Raw genomic sequence first — 16764 nt, 5'->3', positions numbered from 1 at the left:
CTAATCGCGCGCCCACGGAGCCGTTTCGCCCATCTTCTTGTAGTACTTGGCGAGGTGACTCTTGACGCGGTCGATGTCGTCTTTCGGTATGTCGATGCCACCGCGGGCACCTTCCATGATGTTTCCCGCTGCCATCACACCGCGCGGCACGGCTTGCAGCTTGCCGTCGATGACGTCTGCGATCAGCAGCTTGTACGCGGTGAAGTTGTCCTTCTTGTCGCTGTCGTACCAGACGTGGGCGTCACGGTACTTCTCGTTCGGCTCGTCCTGCGCGTCAGCCCGCTTGCGGACCCGTTTCTCGGCGGCGTCGCCGTCCCAACTGCGGTCCCTATCAGCGAGTGGCAGGTCTTGAAATGCTGTTACGGACATATGGGCGGCGTGCCCGCATCCTGGCCGTGTTAAACAGCGAGCACCGCCTCGAATTCGGTGCAGAACCAGTCGACGTCAGCGGAGGAGAACATCAGCGGCGGACGAATTTTCAGCACATTGCCATCGTGTCCACAGACAGAAATCAGCACGTGCCGTTCGCGTAGCGCGTTGACGAATTTACGTGCGCCTGCGCGGTCGGGCGTCTTGGCTTCGTGGTCGCTGACGACCTCGACTCCGACGTATAGCCCGGCGCCGCGGACGTCGCCGATCCGCGGATCTGCGTCGGCTATCCGGGACATTTCCGTGCGTAGTTCGGCGCCGACATCGGCGGCGTTGGCCAGCAGATCCTCGTCCTCGATGACGTCGAGAACGGCGCCCGCGGCGGCGATCGACACGGGATTGCCGCCGAACGTGTTGAAATACGGCACTCCGACGGCAAACGGCTTCAATACCTGTGAACGGGCGGCCATCGCCGCCACCGGCATACCGTTGCCCATCGGCTTGGCCATGGTCACCAGGTCCGGGACGACGGCGTGTCGACTAAAACCCCAGAACGAATCGCCGGTGCGGGCGAACCCCGGCTGTACTTCGTCGGCGATGAATACCCCGCCGTGCCGGTGAACGATGTCGACCGCTGGGCCGAGCACCGAGGGATCCGGATAGATGCCGTCGGACGAGAAGATGGTGTCGGCGATCAGACAGCTCACGCCGTAGCCGGCTGACGATAGTTCGGTGGCCGCGCGTTCGACATCGTCGGCGAAGCTCGTTGCGCTATCGGGCGGCGCCACCGTGCGGACATGCTCCCCGACGGACGTCATACCCCCGAGGGACGGCGAGATTGCCGTCACCGCAGCGGTGTTGCCGTGATAGGCGTCGCGGGTGACGATGACTCCCGTTGCACCGGTGGACATTTCGGCAACGCGCAGCGCGAGATCGTTGACTTCTGATCCGGTGCAGGCATACATCACCTGGTCGATCTCCGTTGGCATCGTCGCCAGCAGGCGCTCGGAATAGTCGACGATGCCGCGATGCAGGTAGCGGGTATGGGTGTTCAGCGTGGACATCTGCCGCATCACTGCGTCGATCACATGCGGGTGGCAATGCCCGACACTGACGACGTTGTTGTAGGCATCCAGATAGCGCGCACCATCGACGTCGAACACATGGCTGCCCTGTCCGCGCACCAGGTGCACCGGCCGGTCGTAGAAGAGCCGATTCGCGGGGCCGAGGACTTGTTCACGAGCAGCGATCAGCGGATCCGCCACGTCGTCCGCCGTGTAGCGGTTGGAGTCCATGATGTTCGAGAAGCTCACCGGCTCAGTCTGCTGTACCGGGCGTGATCCTTCAGACTGTGTGGGATGCCCGGACTGCCGTCTAACCATGAGTCCTACGCCCGCGCCGCGCTGCCCGCCTACGGTCGCGATCACGACGCGCCGCTGCGCCCGCTGAGCCTGTCGGAAAATGCCACCTACTTGGTGGACGACGGCGAACCATTGGTGCTGCGGGTGCACAGGCCCGGTTACCACTCGCTGGAGGCGATCCGATCGGAGTTGAAATGGATGGCTGCACTGCGTGAGCAGACCGGTGTGATGACGCCGGAGCTGATTGAGGCGCGCGACGGAAGCGACGTGGTCGCTGCAAGCGTCGGCGACAACACCCTGCACGTAGACGCGGTGACATACATAGCCGGTTGCACTGCCGAGGAACAGCCTGATGCCGTCGGTTTCGACGAGCTCGGCCGCATCACTGCGGCGATGCACGATCACGTCCAGAGCTGGACTGCGCCGGAGTACTTCACCCGGTTCAGCTGGGATGTCGACGCCACACTTGGTCGCGAGGCACGCTGGGGCAATTGGCGTCATGCACCCGGACTGAGCGCCGCGGACGAGGCTGTCGTGGAAAGCGCGGCCGTCGAGGTTGGCCGCCGACTCACCGAATTCGGCTGTGACGCAGATCGTTTCGGCCTCATCCACGCAGACCTGCGGATGGCGAATCTGATGGTGGACCCCGACGACGCCTCGACTGCGCCTTCCAAGATCACCGTGATCGACTTCGACGACTGCGGATGGTCCTGGTATCTCTTCGATCTCGCGGCTGTGGTGTCGTTCATCGAGGACACACCGGAGGCCGAGCGGATGATCGCCGACTGGCTGCGCGGCTACCGGGAGGTACGCGACATTCCCGTCGAGCACCTGGAGATGGTTCCGACACTGGTGATGCTGCGCCGGCTCATGCTGACGGCCTGGGTGGCTTCGCACGCCGACGCTGATGCGGCGATCGCCTTCACCGACGGCTATGCAACCGGGACGGCACGGCTTGCCAAACGTTATCTGCACGACCGTGATTGGCTGCGCGAGGCCGTCTTCTAGTCGCGTGACGGCGGGAGTTCTGCACCCCCAGATTTGTCGTACCCGGGTGTGATGATGGGGTTATGTCGTTGACCGCAGCGCCTCCGGTGGTGGTGAGCCCTGCTGAGCGTCTTGAGGTGTTGTTCGAGGAGTTGGCGGAGTTGGCGGGTCAGCGTAATGCGATTGATGGGCGCATTGTGGAGATCGTCGCCGAGATCGATCGCGACGAGCTCTGCGGGATGACGGGGGCACGGTCGGTGGCGGCGTTGGCGGCCTGGAAACTCGGCTCGTCATCGACAACTGCTGCCACGATCGCCACCGTGGCGCACCGGCTGCCGGAGTTTCCGCGCTGTGCGGCGGGGATGCGGGAAGGCCGGTTGTCGCTGGATCAGGTCGGGGTGATCGTGGCGCACGCGGGCCAGGGGTCTGATGAGCATTACGCCGAGCTGGCCGCGGTCGCGACGGTCAGCCAGTTGCGGACGGCGGTCAAGCTGGAACCGCGACCCGACCCCGAACCCGAGCCGGAGTTTGGGTCTGAACCGCGGGTCTCGATCACCACGACCTCCGACGAGCAGTTCACCTATTGGCGGATCAAGCTTCCGCAGACTGTGTGCTCATCGCCTGCCGCACGCGAAAGCTGAATGGCTTGGCGGTGAGCGATACTCATCGCGCCTTAGCCGCAGCACTGCACGGCGCCGTGGCCGCCGACGGTCAAGTGGCCGTCCCCGAACCACCTGCCCTGCAAGCATCAATGCGGACCACCATGACCATCGAGGAAGCCGCCCAAGCGATGGGCCGGTCTCCTCGTCAGACGCGGCGACTCGGGCCGAGATTGGGCGGCAAGCTCGTCGCCGGCCGCTGGCTGGTCGACTCGGAGGCGGTGCAAGAGCACTTGAAAGGAAAGACGAATGGAGAGAAGCGAATTGGTGCGGACCATCGCGGCGATGAGTGATGCCGAGTTGGCGGAGCTGCTCGACGAGGCGCACCGCGATGAGACCAGCATCTGGGCAGCCAAGACGGCGGTGGTCCAGGCATTGCGGGACCACGTGAGAGGAGCAAGCTTCGATGCCTAGCTTCATTTCTGCCATCGACGAATATGTCGCACGCGTCAAACTGATTGAGGCTGCTGGCATTTCACTGCCCAAGGAATGGGTCGCTGTGCATCAGCGGCTGCTCGACTACCAGGCGATGACGACACCGTCCAAAGACCGCTTGGTCGCCGCTGTTATCGACCGCGACAGCGACGCCGATGTCGTTACACTGCGCGCTAACGCGTACGCCGAAGCCGAGCAGAACAGCAACGTCAACGCCGCCGTAATCGCGGGCGTGCACGCCAAGCTGCATGAGGTCTACCGCCCGCACGCCGCACGTATCTATGGCCAGCTCGCTAAGCGCTTCGACCAGGCGGCCCAGAGGTTCACTGCCGCAGCTACTGTCGTCGACCCCGAAAGCGACAGCGATCCGATGGTCACCGCTCCCGCCGACCAGCGTGCCGCATGGACCGAAGCACCACTACTTGCAACGGAACTCAGCGAGTTGCTTCCCGCCCTGCGAGTGGCGGCTCACTTCTGCGGTGTCGAGCTGTTCGGGAAGCAGAGCGAGCCGACATTGCTCGCACTCGTCGTGGACCCGGCAGGCGCGCACCGCCGACGGCTGTGGAGCGCGTGGGAAACCAGGACCGGACGCGAACCGGTGGGGCGCAGTCACCAAGCAGAAGGCCATCATTCGTGCAGCCGACCTCGGCACCTTGCGTCCCTACAGGAAGCCCGCGCCGATGGAGGAGCGTACAGAGACTCGCGACGGCATCGTCTGGCACCACGTGACTGACCCCGAGGACGCCGAAGCGGTCGCCGTGAAAGGCGTGGGGTAGGAGCGCGCTGTCGCTCCACGGCGGCAGCAGCGATCCAACCCCGCAACGCCCGCCCGGCCCGGTTTCTGTTCGGATCGGCCGGGCCCGGCGGGCACCCAGACTTCCTGAGCCATCCCCGGAGGTAGCGGGGGTGACCCTTCGATCTTGACCGCCAACACGTCAGGCATAGCGGCTGCCGGTATGTATGGATTTCGAAGTTTTTCAACGCTCCCTGAATAACGGTAGTATTAAAGCCTGGCCCCCGAGGGACAAAGCCGAAACCACACGGCGAGAGTCGTTTTCGTGGTCCGCGGGTACGCGATTGGATACATGTCGATTCCGCGGCGTTTACCAGCGGTCCCGATCTGCCGGAGCGTAGCCGCGCTGGCGGTCCTTGGCCTGGATGGGCCCGTCGGCGATGGGAGATATGGCGAGCGATGCCGCATGTTCGTCTTTGGCGAGAAGCTGACTGGGCATACGCGATGGACACCCTGGAACTAGAAATCGTCGCCTTCGAGTCGGGGTCAAAAGTCGGCCTCCTCGCTGAAGTCCGCCTTCGGGAGCGGCAATGGGTACGACCTGGAGCGCCCGGCAAGACATGCGGATCCACTACGAAGATCTCGGGAACTGTGATGGCCCGGCGACGGCTCCGACGAGCTTCGAGGAGTATCGCGAGCTGTAAGGGACGGCTTGATGCAGGCAGTTTTCAGCTAACGCCAAATACTCGTGCGCGACGTCCTGTCTTCCTGGCGTCTTGTTCTAGCTCCTTGCGGGCCGCGGCTTTGCCCGCTGGACCCAATGAATCGAGTAGTCGAAGAGTGAAATCTTCTTCAATCCCAAAGGGTTCTCGATCGGCGACTATTTGCTCCACGAGGAATTTTGCTTCGGAAGGTGCCGTCGCATATCGCTGAATCACACGCGCACCCTTGGCGAGCATGTCATTCTTTCGGCGTACTCGAGACAGCTGAGAATCGGCGAAGCGTATCAGCTCGTCACGATGGTTCGCGTCGAAGTGCCATCGGCCCACGAAAGGCGTCGACGATAATGCCCAGGCCGCCACGCGCGATATCAGGCGATTTCGCGAACCTCGCCAAATCTCCAACAGTTTCAATTGGAGATCGTTGACGAGTCTCGGTCGGCTTTTTGCGAAGGTCGGCATCGCCCACGATAGGGCCCACAAGTACGCAAAAGTCTCGACATCGCGGCGAATCGGACGATCGACTAGTCGCCGGACAACAGCGCCTGTCGACCGCGTAAGATCAACTTTATCAGGGTCGAGGGTGTCGCCGTACTTAACATCCCAGGCGGCGTGCATCAATGTTCCCGCACCGTAGATAACCGCGCCTTTATTGGGTTCATCTAAGTGAGCAAGTATCCAGTCGTCGATTTCGGACACATCCGCCTGTGCCAAGAAATCCTTAAATCCGAAGGTACCCAATGTGCCGACGAAGGAAAATAAATAGGAATTCTTCATCGTCAAATTGTTGTGCAAAGCGTCGCGGGCAATAGAGTCGAATTTTCCGCCGTAGAGCGCATCGACTGCCGCTTCGTACGGGTCTGGGACTACGTCCGCAGCGCAGATGGTTAGCTCGATCGCGCGGTAAGCTCGATCGGGTGCCAGAAGCGATTCATCTCGCAGACAACCCACCAAATTTCTGTAAAGTTGCTCCATTGCATCTCCAGGTTCCGCATTGGCTTCAAGTTCACTGGAAAGACGCTCGGCAATTTCTTCCACCAATTCGGAGGCCTTTCGCCCACTAAGAACCGCAACTAGTGTGACAACCTCCTGCCAGCCCTGTCGTGAGACGTAAGGCCGCAAGATCTGAACTATGCCTAAGTCGCGCTGCTGGGCCGGAAGCCATCCTTCTACGATCGCGGTAGCAGCGAGATACTCTTGGAAGGTAAGGTGCTTGAACTCATATGTTGGCTTCACCTTACCCGAAACAAGCTCGTGACCACTAAGCGTCATGATGCTGCTTCGTTCTTCGACACGAAGCACGAACTCATGGGTCGACATCCGCGAGTAACTAAGCGTCTCCGGCATGTCGTTGCGCGCCGTTTGAAGAATAACTAAGAGTTCGTCACTGGTGATGGTTTTCTTTCCGTCAGTCATCATCGTAAATGCAACGTATGCCAGTTGTGGCAGCACTTCATCTTTATCTAGAGGATCGTGCCCTTCGATGTTCCACGTCATCAAAAGTACTTCAATTGCCTTGTCGTAGAGCACGCTACGACGACGAGGGAGCTCGCCCATCCAGCGCTGAACAAGGAGGAGAGTAGTCAACAGGAGCGGGTTCACCGCGAGGGCACGGACCCGTTCAGTGCGAATAATCGATTTAGCGAGTTGATCTGCTTTCCTACGAATTTCCTTCGTTTTGCCGATTACTTCGGAATGCCAATGCGCTACAAGTGTCTGTATAGCGCCGTCCGACAGATCGTCGACGCTATAGGATTGGCAAATCGAGCCAACAGCTGCTGCGACTGATCGGAACCCGGCTTCCCTAGAAGTAACAACTAAGTGGCAAGTGGGATAAACTCCAATAAAAGTACGTAGTTGGCTGACGAATTCGGCACGGTCCGTCGGCTCCGAAATCTCATCGAGACCGTCGATTAGTAATAGCAGGTTACCATTATGAAGCTCGTGAGAAATTAAGTCTTGGAAGTCGTCTTTTAGTTCTGGCATTTCGGCGAGCACGGCCTGATTCGCCATCATTTCGATAACGGGAGTACGTGTGCCCGGTGTAAGCTTCCGACACTTTATGACAACGGGAAGCCAGCCAGTTCTCGGTAGGTCGTCATCAACTTCGGCTAGCCTCTCAGGGTCTGCATAAGCGACCGCCAATCGCTTCAGAAGAGTTGTCTTCCCGGAACCGGGAAGCCCGAGTATTGCGATCTGCAGATGCCTCGCCAACGTCTCCGAGACGGTTCGATGGTTAGAAGCTTGGTCCTCAACTGGTGGCGAATCGAAAACATCTTTTCTTCCCTCGAGTCGCGCTTCAGATTCTGCTGAACTGGTTAGCGGAGACAAGGTCAGAGGAACGAACAATGATTCGAGCTTGAATTGACTCGATCCGACCGATTGGTCCGCAGGTAAACCCTCTAAGGTAATTCCTCCGTACTCTTGTTTTATGAAATCAGTGTAACGTCTCCTAGTTACCCGAAAACTTCGACTCACCCGGGTTCTTTTATTTGCGATGCGGGCATTTTGCCATCCATCGATCGAATTTTGGCCGAGAGCATAGATATCATTAGCAAATGCGACATCAAGCGGAGAGCCGTCGGCATAAATCATGCATATCGAAATTACTTCGCCATCTCGTTCGAATGGAACAGCCCAGGACCAGCCTGAATGATGACCGATTAAGAGGGGATCACTAGTGGCCAGAACAACTTTTCCGTCGTCGACGGTCTGCTGCGCCGTCCCAACAGCCACGTCATATGGCACGACGATTCCACCATCGATTAGATCGCGCAATACGCGACGGCCATCCATGAGAATTACCCGAGCGTTATCGAAGTCCTGCTCTTGCGCTAACGCTGTAGCTGTGAATCCTGACAACGACACGAAATAACCGGATATACTGGATGGATCAGACCGCCGTCGCTCTGCGTCGAGTGACCCAACGAATTTATTTATGTCATCTCCACCGGTCGGATCCGCCCCACTTTTAAATTCAGCGCGCACCTCGTGAGGCTCTTAACGGTGCTTACCAACTAAATCGAGTTCTCGACCGGACCTCGCTACATTGAATAAGCAGTCGTCATAGCCAAGCGTGAAGAACAAGTCGCTTGCGAGGCGGGTGAGCAAGTCGCCCTGCTGATTGGTTCCCTCGGCAAGTATGCGGATGGGACTTTTTGACGGAGACCGCCTGATTCGAGGTGGTCGTACCACTTCGCGTCTCCCGGACATTTTTCGGTCCTTGGTCGCCATGGTCCCCCTTTATCATCAGCTACCCCTGGATGCAGCCTAAGACGATGAGCCCGGCGTGGTTTGCGACATGCCGAGGTCCAGTCCGCGCGGCCCGCTCGCCGATATGCCCTCCGCGACCTCCGGGCGGCTGACGCGGCGAGCGGACAGGCTCGGGCGCACGAGCCGGTACATCTGAAGTGTTGTTCGCATGATCGATATCACCACCGGCTGCACCACCGCGGGGTCATCACCATCACCGGACCCGCCGACGACCTCATCGTCACCGACAGCTCCGGCCGACGGCTCAGCGCGGGATCGCTCGCGCGCCCACCCAACCACCCTCCGCGCGCGGTGCCACCGTGCCCCGGGCCCACCGGCGAACGCGCCGACTGGTGGTGGTACGAACCCTTCCAACCCCAACCACCACCAACCAACTAGGTTCGCTACTTGGGGCTCAAACGGGTTGGGGAATCAAGGAATTCGTTCGAGGCCGACAACCAGGCGCTGAGCCACCTTTGTTTGCGACTCCTCAGGCGTCGCTTGGGCCGAGGCCCGGAACGATGTCGCCGAGGCTGAATGTCACCGGGTGCTCGAGTTGGTCATAGGTGCATGACCGTGGGTCGCGGTCGGGTCGCCAGCGGTTGAATTGCGCGGTGTGGCGGAACCTTTCGCCTTCCATGTGGTCGTAGCGCACCTCGACCACCCGCTCCGGCCGCAGGGGCACGAACGACAGGTCCTTGCCGGCATTCCATCGCGAACCTGCATTCTTGCGTGGTGTGCGCTCACTGGCCATGTGCGCGGCCCAATTCCACGGGTGGCCGTCGAAACTCGTGACCAGAGGCTGTAACTCGGTGAACAGTCGCCGCCGTTCGGCCATCGGGAAGGCGCCGATCACGCCTACCGAGGCGAGTGTGCCGTCGTCCTTGTACAGCCCGAGCAGCAGCGAGCCGATCGCGTCGTCGCCGGACTTGTGTAACCGATAGCCGGCGACCACACAGTCAGCGGTGCGCTCGTGTTTGATCTTGAACATGACGCGCTTGTCCGGCTGGTAGGTGATCGTCAGCGGCTTCGCGATCAGCCCGTCGAGCCCGGCGCCCTCGAACTCGGAGAACCAGCGCGTCGCCGTCGCAAGGTCGGTCGTCGCCGGTGTCACGTGGATCGACGGGCCGGACCCGGCCAATGCCTCGACGAGGGCCGCGCGGCGCTCGCTGAACGGCCGAGACGTGTAATCGTCATCGCCGAGTGCGAGCAAGTCGAACGCGATGAACGACGCGGGCGTCTGCTCGGCGAGCATCCCAACACGCGAGGCGGCCGGGTGCAGCCGCAGCTGCAGTGCCTCGAAAGCCAAGCCCCGGTCGGTGGCGATGACGATCTCACCATCGATCACACAGCGGTCGGGCAGCTCGGCTCTGGCAGCCGCAACCAGTTCGGGGAAGTATCGCGTCATCGGCCGCTCGTTGCGGCTGCCCAGCTCGACCTCGTCGCCGTCGCGGAAGCAGATCGTCCTGAAGCCATCCCATTTCGGCTCGTACGAGGCGCCCGGTGGAATCGTCGGAACCGATTTCGACAGCATCGGCGACACCGGCGGCATCACGGGCAGCTTCACGGGGAGTCCGGTGTCCGCGGTTCGGGCCTCCAGCCGACGTAGGTCAGGTAGAGCCCGGCGCCGGCAAGGCAGACGAAGAACACCCATATCGCCACGGTCGCCCCTGAGGAGTAGATGGCGTTGCCGGCCGCGTTATAGGCCTGCGGAACCGTCAGAAGCAGCACCCCGCGTATCGCCAGAAACCAGCCCACAGCCGACACGATGATCGCCGCGGGGCTGCGCCAGTACTGGTGAAAGGCGATGATCACCAGTCCGAAGATCAACAGGATTGCGCCGAACAGCCACGGCCACATCGGGTTGGCCTTGAATTCCGTGAACAGTGTTCGCATGTACGAACCGCGGACAGCCACGGTGGTGGGCACGATCGTGAAGAATGGGCCCAGCGTCCGGGCAAACATCCTCGTCCGGTACTGCGATCCTGCTGAAGTGCTCATCGCCTCACCTCCACGGTTGAACGTTCATTCGCCTAGTGTCCCCGCTTGGCGCCGATGAATCAGGCGCGTCGGACCGGTCTGCCTGTAGACACCGGCGACTATGGTGCGCCGGTCACCCGATACATCAGGATGGATGACGTGGACCTCCCAGTGTTGCCACCGTTAGAGCCGATGCTCGCCAAGGCCCAGACCAAGGTTCCACCCGAAGCCGGGGTGTGGTCCTACGAGCCGAAGTGGGACGGTTTCCGTGCGCTGGTCTTCCGCGACGGCGACCACGTGGTCCTGTTGTCCCGCAGTGGCAAGGATCTCGGCCGGTACTTTCCGGAGTTGATCGACGCGCTGAAAGACGAGCTGGCACCCCGATGTGTGCTTGACGGCGAGGTGGTCGTGCCGCGGGAGATCGGCGGACGCATCCGCCTGGACTGGGAGTCGCTGTCGCAGCGCATCCATCCGGCCGCAAGCCGGATCAAGATGCTGGCCGAGCAGACGCCCGCTCACTTCATCGGGTTCGACGCCCTTGCCACCGGCGACGCGTCGCTGCTTGGTGAGCCGTTTCGGGTCCGTCGCCAGGCGCTGCATGAATCGGTGACCGAGAAGCAGTGGTGCCACGTCACCCGCACGACCGAGGATCCCGGCAAGGGTGCGCAGTGGCTGGACACGTTCGAGGGCGCCGGTCTGGACGGCGTGATCGCCAAGAAGCTCGACGGGCCCTATCTACCGGGCAAGCGGGAGATGGTGAAGGTCAAGCACGCACGCGACGCGGACTGCGTGGCCATCGGCTACCGGATCCACAAGAGCGGGGAAGGTGTGGGCTCGATCCTGCTCGGCCTGTACCGCGACGACGGGGAGCTTCAAATGGTCGGCGGCGCAGCATCGTTCACCGCCAAGGACCGGCTCAAACTTCTGGCCGATCTCGAGCCCTTGCGCACAGGCGACGACTTCGTCGAGGGTGAGGCCAGTCGGTGGAACTCGGCGGCCGACAAGCGCTGGATCCCGGTGCGGCCGGAGAAGGTCTGCGAAGTGGCCTATGACCAGATGGAGGGAAACACGGTGCACGGTCAGCGATTCCGGCACGCGGTGAAATTCATGCGCTGGCGACCTGACCGGGATCCTGAAAGCTGCACGTTCGAACAGCTCGACGTGCCACTCAACTACGACCTGTACGACGTTCTGGAGTCCTGATATGGCAACGCCCGCAGAAGAACTGGACGTCGACGGAGTCAAGGTTCGGCTGACAAACCCGGACAAGGTGTACTTCCCCAAGTTGGGATCTGAGGGCACCAAACGCAAACTGGTCGAGTATTACCTGGCCGTCGCCAACGGGCCGATGCTGACGGCGTTGCGTGACCGGCCGACGCATCTTCAGCGTTTTCCCGACGGGATCGACGGCGAAGAGATCTACCAGAAACGCATTCCGCAGCATGCCCCGGATTATCTGCAGACGTGCCGGGTCACGTTCCCGTCGGGACGCACCGCGGACGCGCTGAAGGTGACGCATCCGTCGGCGATCGTCTGGGCTGCCCAGATGGGCACGATCACACTGCATCCGTGGCAGGTGCGCTGCCCTGACACCGAGCATCCCGACGAGTTGCGCATCGATCTGGATCCGCAGCCGGGCACGGGGTTCAAGGAAGCCAGCGCCATCGCCGTTGACGTGCTCAAGCCGCTGCTCGACGAGCTCGGCCTCGTCGGCTATCCGAAGACGTCCGGCGGCCGCGGCGTGCATGTGTTCCTGCGCATCAAGACAGACTGGGATTTCATCGCGGTGCGCCGGGCCGGGATCGCGTTGGCCCGCGAGGTCGAGCGGCGCGTGCCCGACGCAGTGACCACGTCATGGTGGAAAGAGGAACGCGGCCAACGCATTTTCATCGACTACAACCAAAACGCGCGCGACCGCACGTTCGCGTCGGCGTATTCGGCGCGTAAGACCCCGATCGCCACGGTGTCGACACCGCTGACGTGGGACGAGCTGCGCGACGCCGATCCGGACGACTACACCATCGGCACGGTGCCGAAATTCATTGCAGGACGGCCTGATCCGTGGGCCGACATCGATGTCACCGCGCAATCGATCGATTCACTTCTCGAGATGGTCAAGGCTGACGAGGAACGCGGGCTCGGTGATCTGCCGTATCCGCCGAACTACCCCAAGATGCCTGGCGAACCGCCGCGCGTACAGCCGAGCAAAAAAGTGGCGGCGAATTGGGACGACGACGGCAACCCGGTGAGCAAGGCGTGAACTCACTGCCAACCGATGCCCGGCGTCGTCACGACCCCGACGTTCGCGGCTTCGCCAGTGACAACTACGCGGGTGTGCACCCCGAGGTGCTTGCCGCCATGGCGTTGGCCAACGGCGGCCATCAGGTCGCCTACGGAGACGACGCATACACCGAGAACCTGCAAGACATTATTCGCGGCCACTTCGGCCCAACGGCAGAGGCATTCCCGGTCTTCAATGGTACGGGAGCGAATGTTGTTGCTTTGCAAGCGGTTACCGACCGCTGGGGTGCCGTGGTGTGTGCCGAGAGCGCGCACATCAACGTCGACGAGGGCGGTGCGCCCGAGCGGATGGGCGGGCTCAAGCTGCTCACGGTGCCCACGGCAGACGGCAAGCTCACGCCGGAGCTGGTCGATCGGCAGGCCTGGGGCTGGGCCGACGAGCACCGCGCCATGCCGCAGGTTGTCTCGATCACGCAGAGCACCGAACTGGGCACGCTGTACACGCCCGAAGAGATCCGCTCGATCTGCGAACAGGCCCACGCCCGTGGCATGAAGGTGCATCTGGACGGCTCGAGGATCGCGAACGCTGCCGCATCACTGAACATGCCGATGGGCGCGTTCACATCCGACGTCGGCGTCGACATCCTGTCGCTCGGCGGCACCAAGAACGGCGCGCTGTTGGGAGAGGCGGTCGTGGTGATCAACCAGGACGCCGTCAGCCACATGAAGCACCTGCGAAAGCTGTCCATGCAGCTGCACTCCAAGATGCGCTTCGTCTCGGTTCAACTCGAGGCACTGCTGGCCAAGGACCTGTGGCTGCGGAACGCCCGCCACGCGAACGGCATGGCCCAGCGCCTCGTGAACGGCGTGCGCGGGGTCGACGGAGTGCTGGTCCTTTATCCGGTGCAGGCGAACGCCGTGTTCGCCAGGCTGCCACACGACGTGAGCGAGCGGCTGATGTCGCGGTTCCGGTTCTACTTCTGGGACGAGGCCGCAGGCGACGTGCGCTGGATGTGCTCGTTCGACACCACCGAGGCTGACGTCGACGCATTCGTCGCGGCCCTCAAGGGCGAGATGGCGTCGTCGGCCTGACGAATTCGAGTAGTCAGCAATTGATGACGACCTCACGACTAACCTGACTGTCAAACAGGCGCCGCCCACAGAGGAGCAGATGAAGACGGTCAAGCGAGTGTTGGCGGCGCTGGCGTTGGTCGGAATGCTTGGCGGGTTCGGCGCGGCCGCCATCGTGATTCTCGGTAACCACTCGCAGCCGTCGGGTCCACGAACTGCCACCCCGCGAACAACATTGGCCCCGCCCCCGCCGTCGGTGCCGACGCCGAAAGAGTTCACCATCGGTGTGGTCGTCACGGAAACGAACTGCCAGCCTGGCGGCGGATGCATGTACAAGTACACGATCGAGCCGAAATACATTGGTTTCCACCCGTTGCCGACAACCGAGTTCACCGTCGAATATCAGGTCACAGGCGGAAATCAGCCGCAGCCCGGCAAGTTCACCGTCAAGGGCGATCAGGCCCAGATCCTCAAGGACGTCGTGCTCGAGGGTCCGCCCGGTGCCAAGCTAGAAGCCGTCGTAACGCGGGTCCTCGGCTAAATGGCCGGTTTCGAGCCTAATCCGGGGCGTTCGGCGCATTGTTAGCTGTATGACAAAGGCGTCTCTACTGCGGGCTGGGGAAGGCCTGCCCCGCGGCGTGCAAGGGGCCGCCGATTCACGTTTCTCCAATGTGACCCGCGTTTTTGCCGGCCTGTTCCCCGGACGCCGGTTCGGCGGAGGCTCTCTCTGCGTGTTCATCGACGGCCGCCCTGTCGTCGACGTCTGGACGGGGTGGTCGGACCGGGCCGGTGAGGAGGTGTGGACAGCCGATACGGGCGCGATGGTCTTCTCCGCCACGAAGGGAGTGGCCGCCACGGTCGTTCACCGGCTCGTCGACCGCGGTCTGCTGGCCTACGACGAGCCCGTCGCCACCTACTGGCCCGAGTTCGGCGCTAACGGCAAGGGCGACATCACGGTTCGGGACGTGCTGCGGCACCGCTCGGGTTTGTCGCATCTGAAAGGCGTCACCAGGGAAGAACTGCTGGACCACGAGCGCATGGAGCAACGGCTCGCCGCCGCGACCGTAGACCATCTGCGAGGGTGGCCCGCATATCACGCATTGACCTACGGGTGGCTGCTATCGGGTCTGACCCGCGCCGTGACCGGCCAAGGGATGCGGCAGTTGATCCGTGACGAAGTGGCCCGTCCGCTCGACACCGACGGCCTGCATCTCGGGCGCCCGCCGGCCGATGCGCCGACTCGTGTGGCGCAGATTCTCGCGCCGCAGAACAGTCGCGGCAACCCCGTGTTCAACTTCGTCGCACCCAAGGTCGCCGGGCTACCGCTCTCCGGTGCGTTCGGGGCGATGTTCTTTCCCGGAATCAAATCGTTTGTCCAGGGCGACGTTCCGTTCCTCGACGGCGAGGTTCCCGCGGCCAACGGCGTCGTCACCGCTCGCGGACTGGCCAAGATGTATGCGGCCATCGCCAACGAGGGCAGTATCGACGGGACACAGTTTCTGTCTGGCGAGCTGGCCCGCGGGTTGATCGGCAATCCGCGGCCCTGGCCCGACCTGAACATCGTCGTTCCGATGCCCTTCCACCTCGGCTACCACGAGTCGCCGATTCCCGGTCTGCTCAAGGGGTTTGGCCACATCGGTCTTGGCGGAACGCTCGGATGGGCCGATCCCACATCGGGCAGCGCTTTCGCGTTCGTCCACAACCGGTTGTTGACACCGATGGTGCTCGACATGGCGTCGTTCGCCGGGTTGGCCCGCCCGATGCGCAACGCGATCACAGCCGCGCGCCATGCAGGGGCGCTGGAGGTGCCGCAGTTCGGCGCGCGTTTCCCCAAAGCCGGACAGCGGGCGGCCAAGAAACGGGTTGCGGGCCGCCGTTAGTCCTGCGGCACAACACCTTTCGGCACGATGAGCGGAAGGTCGTTGTATGTGACGATGCCGGGCGGGGCGGCGACGACTGCGGGAATCGCGTTGATCGCAGGCATCGCCGTCATGATGTGGCCGAGCACCATGAACTCCTCCAGCGTGGTGGCCTCGAAGTACGGCGGTGGCAGGAAGCCGACCTTCATGTTGACCGTCGGCCTGCCTGCCACTTCGATGACCCAGCCGTCCTGGTCGATCTGCCAATCCGGTTCCAGCGTCTGGCCTTTGCGCCAACGCAATGTCAGCTCCACTCGCGTCGTGCCACCGACGATGCCTTTCCAACTGATGAACACACCGGCAACGCACCCCGCCGGGATCGTCCACGACCCGAGGTCGAGATCCTCAGTGGTCTTGGCGTATTCCGCATCGCAGCGCACTTCGTCGAACTCGATGCCGAGCGCATCGCCGATCATCCGCACCGCTTCGGCGAAAACGCCGGTGCCCTGCGCGGTCATGGCCTGCAAGTCCGGATGGTCGATCGGCTGCCCGAATCCGACCGGCTTCTCGGTCGCGGGGGAGTCGTAGAACGTGGTGTCGGCGGCCTCGTTGACCGTGATCTTGTCCACCCGGTCGCAGATGCCTGCGGCGACGACCGCCAGCTGGTTGACATAGCCGGGGCTGATGCCAGAACCGAACATCGTCGAACCGCCGCGCCGGCACGCGTCGGCGAGTTTGTCGCGGCCGTCGCCCTGGTTGTGGCCGGTGATGAACGACGCCGTGGCCACGACGTTGACGCCGGCTTCCAGGATGCGCACGAGTTCGTCGACGTCGATCCACATCGGGTTGTAGACGACGACGTCGGGCTTGAGCGCCAGCAGCGCGTCGACGTCGTTGGTGGCGTTGACACCGAGCGGCTCGATGCCTGCCAACTCACCGGCGTCGCGGCCGGCCTTGTCCGTCGACCAGGCGTAACAGCCGACCAGCTCGAGTGTGGGATTGGCCGCGATGGCCGCTACGGAGCTCTTTCCAACATTTCCCGTCGTCCACTGGACGACCCGATAAGGAGCGGTGTTGTGCACTCGCTCAGCATAGGGT

The 16764-nt window shown here is 62.4% G+C and carries 15 protein-coding genes and 3 pseudogenes; 12 read left to right on the top strand and 6 right to left on the bottom strand.

What is annotated here, in order from left to right:
* Together ACWW36_RS07685 and ACWW36_RS07680 are read right to left on the bottom strand one after the other, a co-directional pair.
* A complete protein-coding gene (locus ACWW36_RS07685; protein ID WP_456140969.1) occupies positions 1–369 on the bottom strand; it encodes a hypothetical protein in 369 nt (122 codons plus the stop codon).
* Between the two features lie 29 nt (positions 370–398).
* Positions 399–1682 carry an aspartate aminotransferase family protein gene (locus ACWW36_RS07680; protein WP_456140968.1) on the bottom strand — a complete coding sequence of 428 codons (1284 nt, stop codon included), beginning with the start codon at positions 1680–1682 and terminating at the stop codon, positions 399–401.
* Positions 1683–1727: 45 nt separating this feature from the next.
* Between ACWW36_RS07680 and ACWW36_RS07675 the strand changes: the two genes are divergently transcribed.
* From ACWW36_RS07675 to ACWW36_RS07650, 6 genes and pseudogenes are all read left to right on the top strand, one after another.
* Positions 1728–2738, top strand: coding sequence for a phosphotransferase enzyme family protein (locus ACWW36_RS07675; RefSeq protein ID WP_456140967.1), 1011 nt, complete (start codon positions 1728–1730; stop codon positions 2736–2738).
* A gap of 62 nt (positions 2739–2800) precedes the next feature.
* A pseudogene (locus tag ACWW36_RS07670) lies at positions 2801–3319 on the top strand (DUF222 domain-containing protein); the annotation flags it as partial.
* Between the two features lie 50 nt (positions 3320–3369).
* Positions 3370–3669 carry a hypothetical protein gene (locus tag ACWW36_RS07665; RefSeq protein WP_456140966.1) on the top strand — a complete coding sequence of 100 codons (300 nt, stop codon included), beginning with the start codon at positions 3370–3372 and terminating at the stop codon, positions 3667–3669.
* Positions 3662–3790 (top strand): hypothetical protein, encoded by a 129-nt coding sequence (locus ACWW36_RS07660; RefSeq protein WP_456140965.1) that lies wholly within the window; start codon positions 3662–3664, stop codon positions 3788–3790. Before ACWW36_RS07665 ends, ACWW36_RS07660 begins: the two co-directional genes overlap by 8 nt.
* Complete coding sequence (locus tag ACWW36_RS07655) at positions 3783–4544, top strand: hypothetical protein (RefSeq protein ID WP_456140964.1); 762 nt, start codon at positions 3783–3785, stop codon at positions 4542–4544. The genes ACWW36_RS07660 and ACWW36_RS07655 overlap by 8 nt, the downstream gene beginning before the upstream one ends.
* A gap of 258 nt (positions 4545–4802) precedes the next feature.
* Positions 4803–5078, top strand: a pseudogene (locus ACWW36_RS07650) (hypothetical protein); the annotation flags it as partial.
* Between the two features lie 194 nt (positions 5079–5272).
* On the opposite strand, the gene ACWW36_RS07645 reads toward ACWW36_RS07650, so the two are convergent.
* Positions 5273–8251 (bottom strand): NACHT domain-containing protein, encoded by a 2979-nt coding sequence (locus ACWW36_RS07645; RefSeq protein WP_456140963.1) that lies wholly within the window; start codon positions 8249–8251, stop codon positions 5273–5275.
* A 441-nt stretch (positions 8252–8692) separates the two neighbouring features.
* On the opposite strand from ACWW36_RS07645, the pseudogene ACWW36_RS07640 reads away from it, so the two are divergent.
* Positions 8693–8914 (top strand): annotated as a pseudogene (locus tag ACWW36_RS07640) (hypothetical protein); the annotation flags it as partial.
* Positions 8915–9005: 91 nt separating this feature from the next.
* Here ACWW36_RS07640 and ACWW36_RS07635 read toward each other — a convergent pair.
* Positions 9006–10082 (bottom strand): ATP-dependent DNA ligase, encoded by a 1077-nt coding sequence (locus ACWW36_RS07635; protein WP_456140962.1) that lies wholly within the window; start codon positions 10080–10082, stop codon positions 9006–9008.
* Positions 10079–10516, bottom strand: coding sequence for a hypothetical protein (locus ACWW36_RS07630; RefSeq protein ID WP_456140961.1), 438 nt, complete (start codon positions 10514–10516; stop codon positions 10079–10081). Before ACWW36_RS07630 ends, ACWW36_RS07635 begins: the two co-directional genes overlap by 4 nt.
* Positions 10517–10645: 129 nt before the next feature.
* Here ACWW36_RS07630 and ACWW36_RS07625 point away from each other — a divergent pair, with 129 nt between their 5' ends.
* The 5 genes from ACWW36_RS07625 (at position 10646) to lipL (ending at position 15687) form a co-directional block, all read left to right on the top strand.
* A complete protein-coding gene (locus ACWW36_RS07625) occupies positions 10646–11698 on the top strand; it encodes an ATP-dependent DNA ligase (RefSeq protein ID WP_456142404.1) in 1053 nt (350 codons plus the stop codon).
* A gap of 1 nt (position 11699) precedes the next feature.
* Positions 11700–12755 (top strand): non-homologous end-joining DNA ligase, encoded by a 1056-nt coding sequence (ligD, locus tag ACWW36_RS07620; protein WP_456140960.1) that lies wholly within the window; start codon positions 11700–11702, stop codon positions 12753–12755.
* Positions 12752–13828, top strand: a complete 1077-nt coding sequence (locus tag ACWW36_RS07615) for a threonine aldolase family protein (protein ID WP_456140959.1) — start codon at positions 12752–12754, stop codon at positions 13826–13828. Before ligD ends, ACWW36_RS07615 begins: the two co-directional genes overlap by 4 nt.
* Positions 13829–13907: 79 nt before the next feature.
* Positions 13908–14348 (top strand): hypothetical protein, encoded by a 441-nt coding sequence (locus ACWW36_RS07610; RefSeq protein WP_456140958.1) that lies wholly within the window; start codon positions 13908–13910, stop codon positions 14346–14348.
* A gap of 49 nt (positions 14349–14397) precedes the next feature.
* The gene (lipL, locus tag ACWW36_RS07605) at positions 14398–15687 is read left to right on the top strand and encodes an esterase/beta-lactamase LipL (protein ID WP_456140957.1); all 1290 of its coding nucleotides are present in this window, start codon (positions 14398–14400) and stop codon (positions 15685–15687) included.
* On the opposite strand, the gene ACWW36_RS07600 is transcribed toward lipL, so the two are convergent.
* Entirely contained in the window at positions 15684–16748 is a 1065-nt protein-coding gene (locus ACWW36_RS07600; RefSeq protein ID WP_456140956.1) for an NAD(P)H-dependent amine dehydrogenase family protein, read from the bottom strand. The two genes, lipL and ACWW36_RS07600, sit on opposite strands and share 4 nt — an antisense overlap.
* Positions 16749–16764 lie beyond the last annotated feature (16 nt).

This window comes from Mycobacterium sp. MMS18-G62, assembly GCF_053877835.1.
This window is presented reverse-complemented; position numbering and strand designations above follow the sequence as displayed.

Excerpts from the sequence above, each read along its gene's own strand:
- ACWW36_RS07630 (WP_456140961.1), bottom strand. The coding sequence starts at position 10,516 with ATGAGCACTTCAGCAGGATCGCAGTACCGGACGAGGATGTTTGCCCGG.
- ACWW36_RS07660 (WP_456140965.1), top strand. The coding sequence starts at position 3,662 with ATGAGTGATGCCGAGTTGGCGGAGCTGCTCGACGAGGCGCACCGCGAT.
- ACWW36_RS07655 (WP_456140964.1), top strand. The coding sequence starts at position 3,783 with ATGCCTAGCTTCATTTCTGCCATCGACGAATATGTCGCACGCGTCAAA.
- lipL (WP_456140957.1), top strand. The coding sequence starts at position 14,398 with ATGACAAAGGCGTCTCTACTGCGGGCTGGGGAAGGCCTGCCCCGCGGC.
- ACWW36_RS07625 (WP_456142404.1), top strand. The coding sequence starts at position 10,646 with ATGGATGACGTGGACCTCCCAGTGTTGCCACCGTTAGAGCCGATGCTC.
- ACWW36_RS07610 (WP_456140958.1), top strand. The coding sequence starts at position 13,908 with ATGAAGACGGTCAAGCGAGTGTTGGCGGCGCTGGCGTTGGTCGGAATG.
- ACWW36_RS07685 (WP_456140969.1), bottom strand. The coding sequence starts at position 369 with ATGTCCGTAACAGCATTTCAAGACCTGCCACTCGCTGATAGGGACCGC.
- ligD (WP_456140960.1), top strand. The coding sequence starts at position 11,700 with ATGGCAACGCCCGCAGAAGAACTGGACGTCGACGGAGTCAAGGTTCGG.
- ACWW36_RS07675 (WP_456140967.1), top strand. The coding sequence starts at position 1,728 with ATGCCCGGACTGCCGTCTAACCATGAGTCCTACGCCCGCGCCGCGCTG.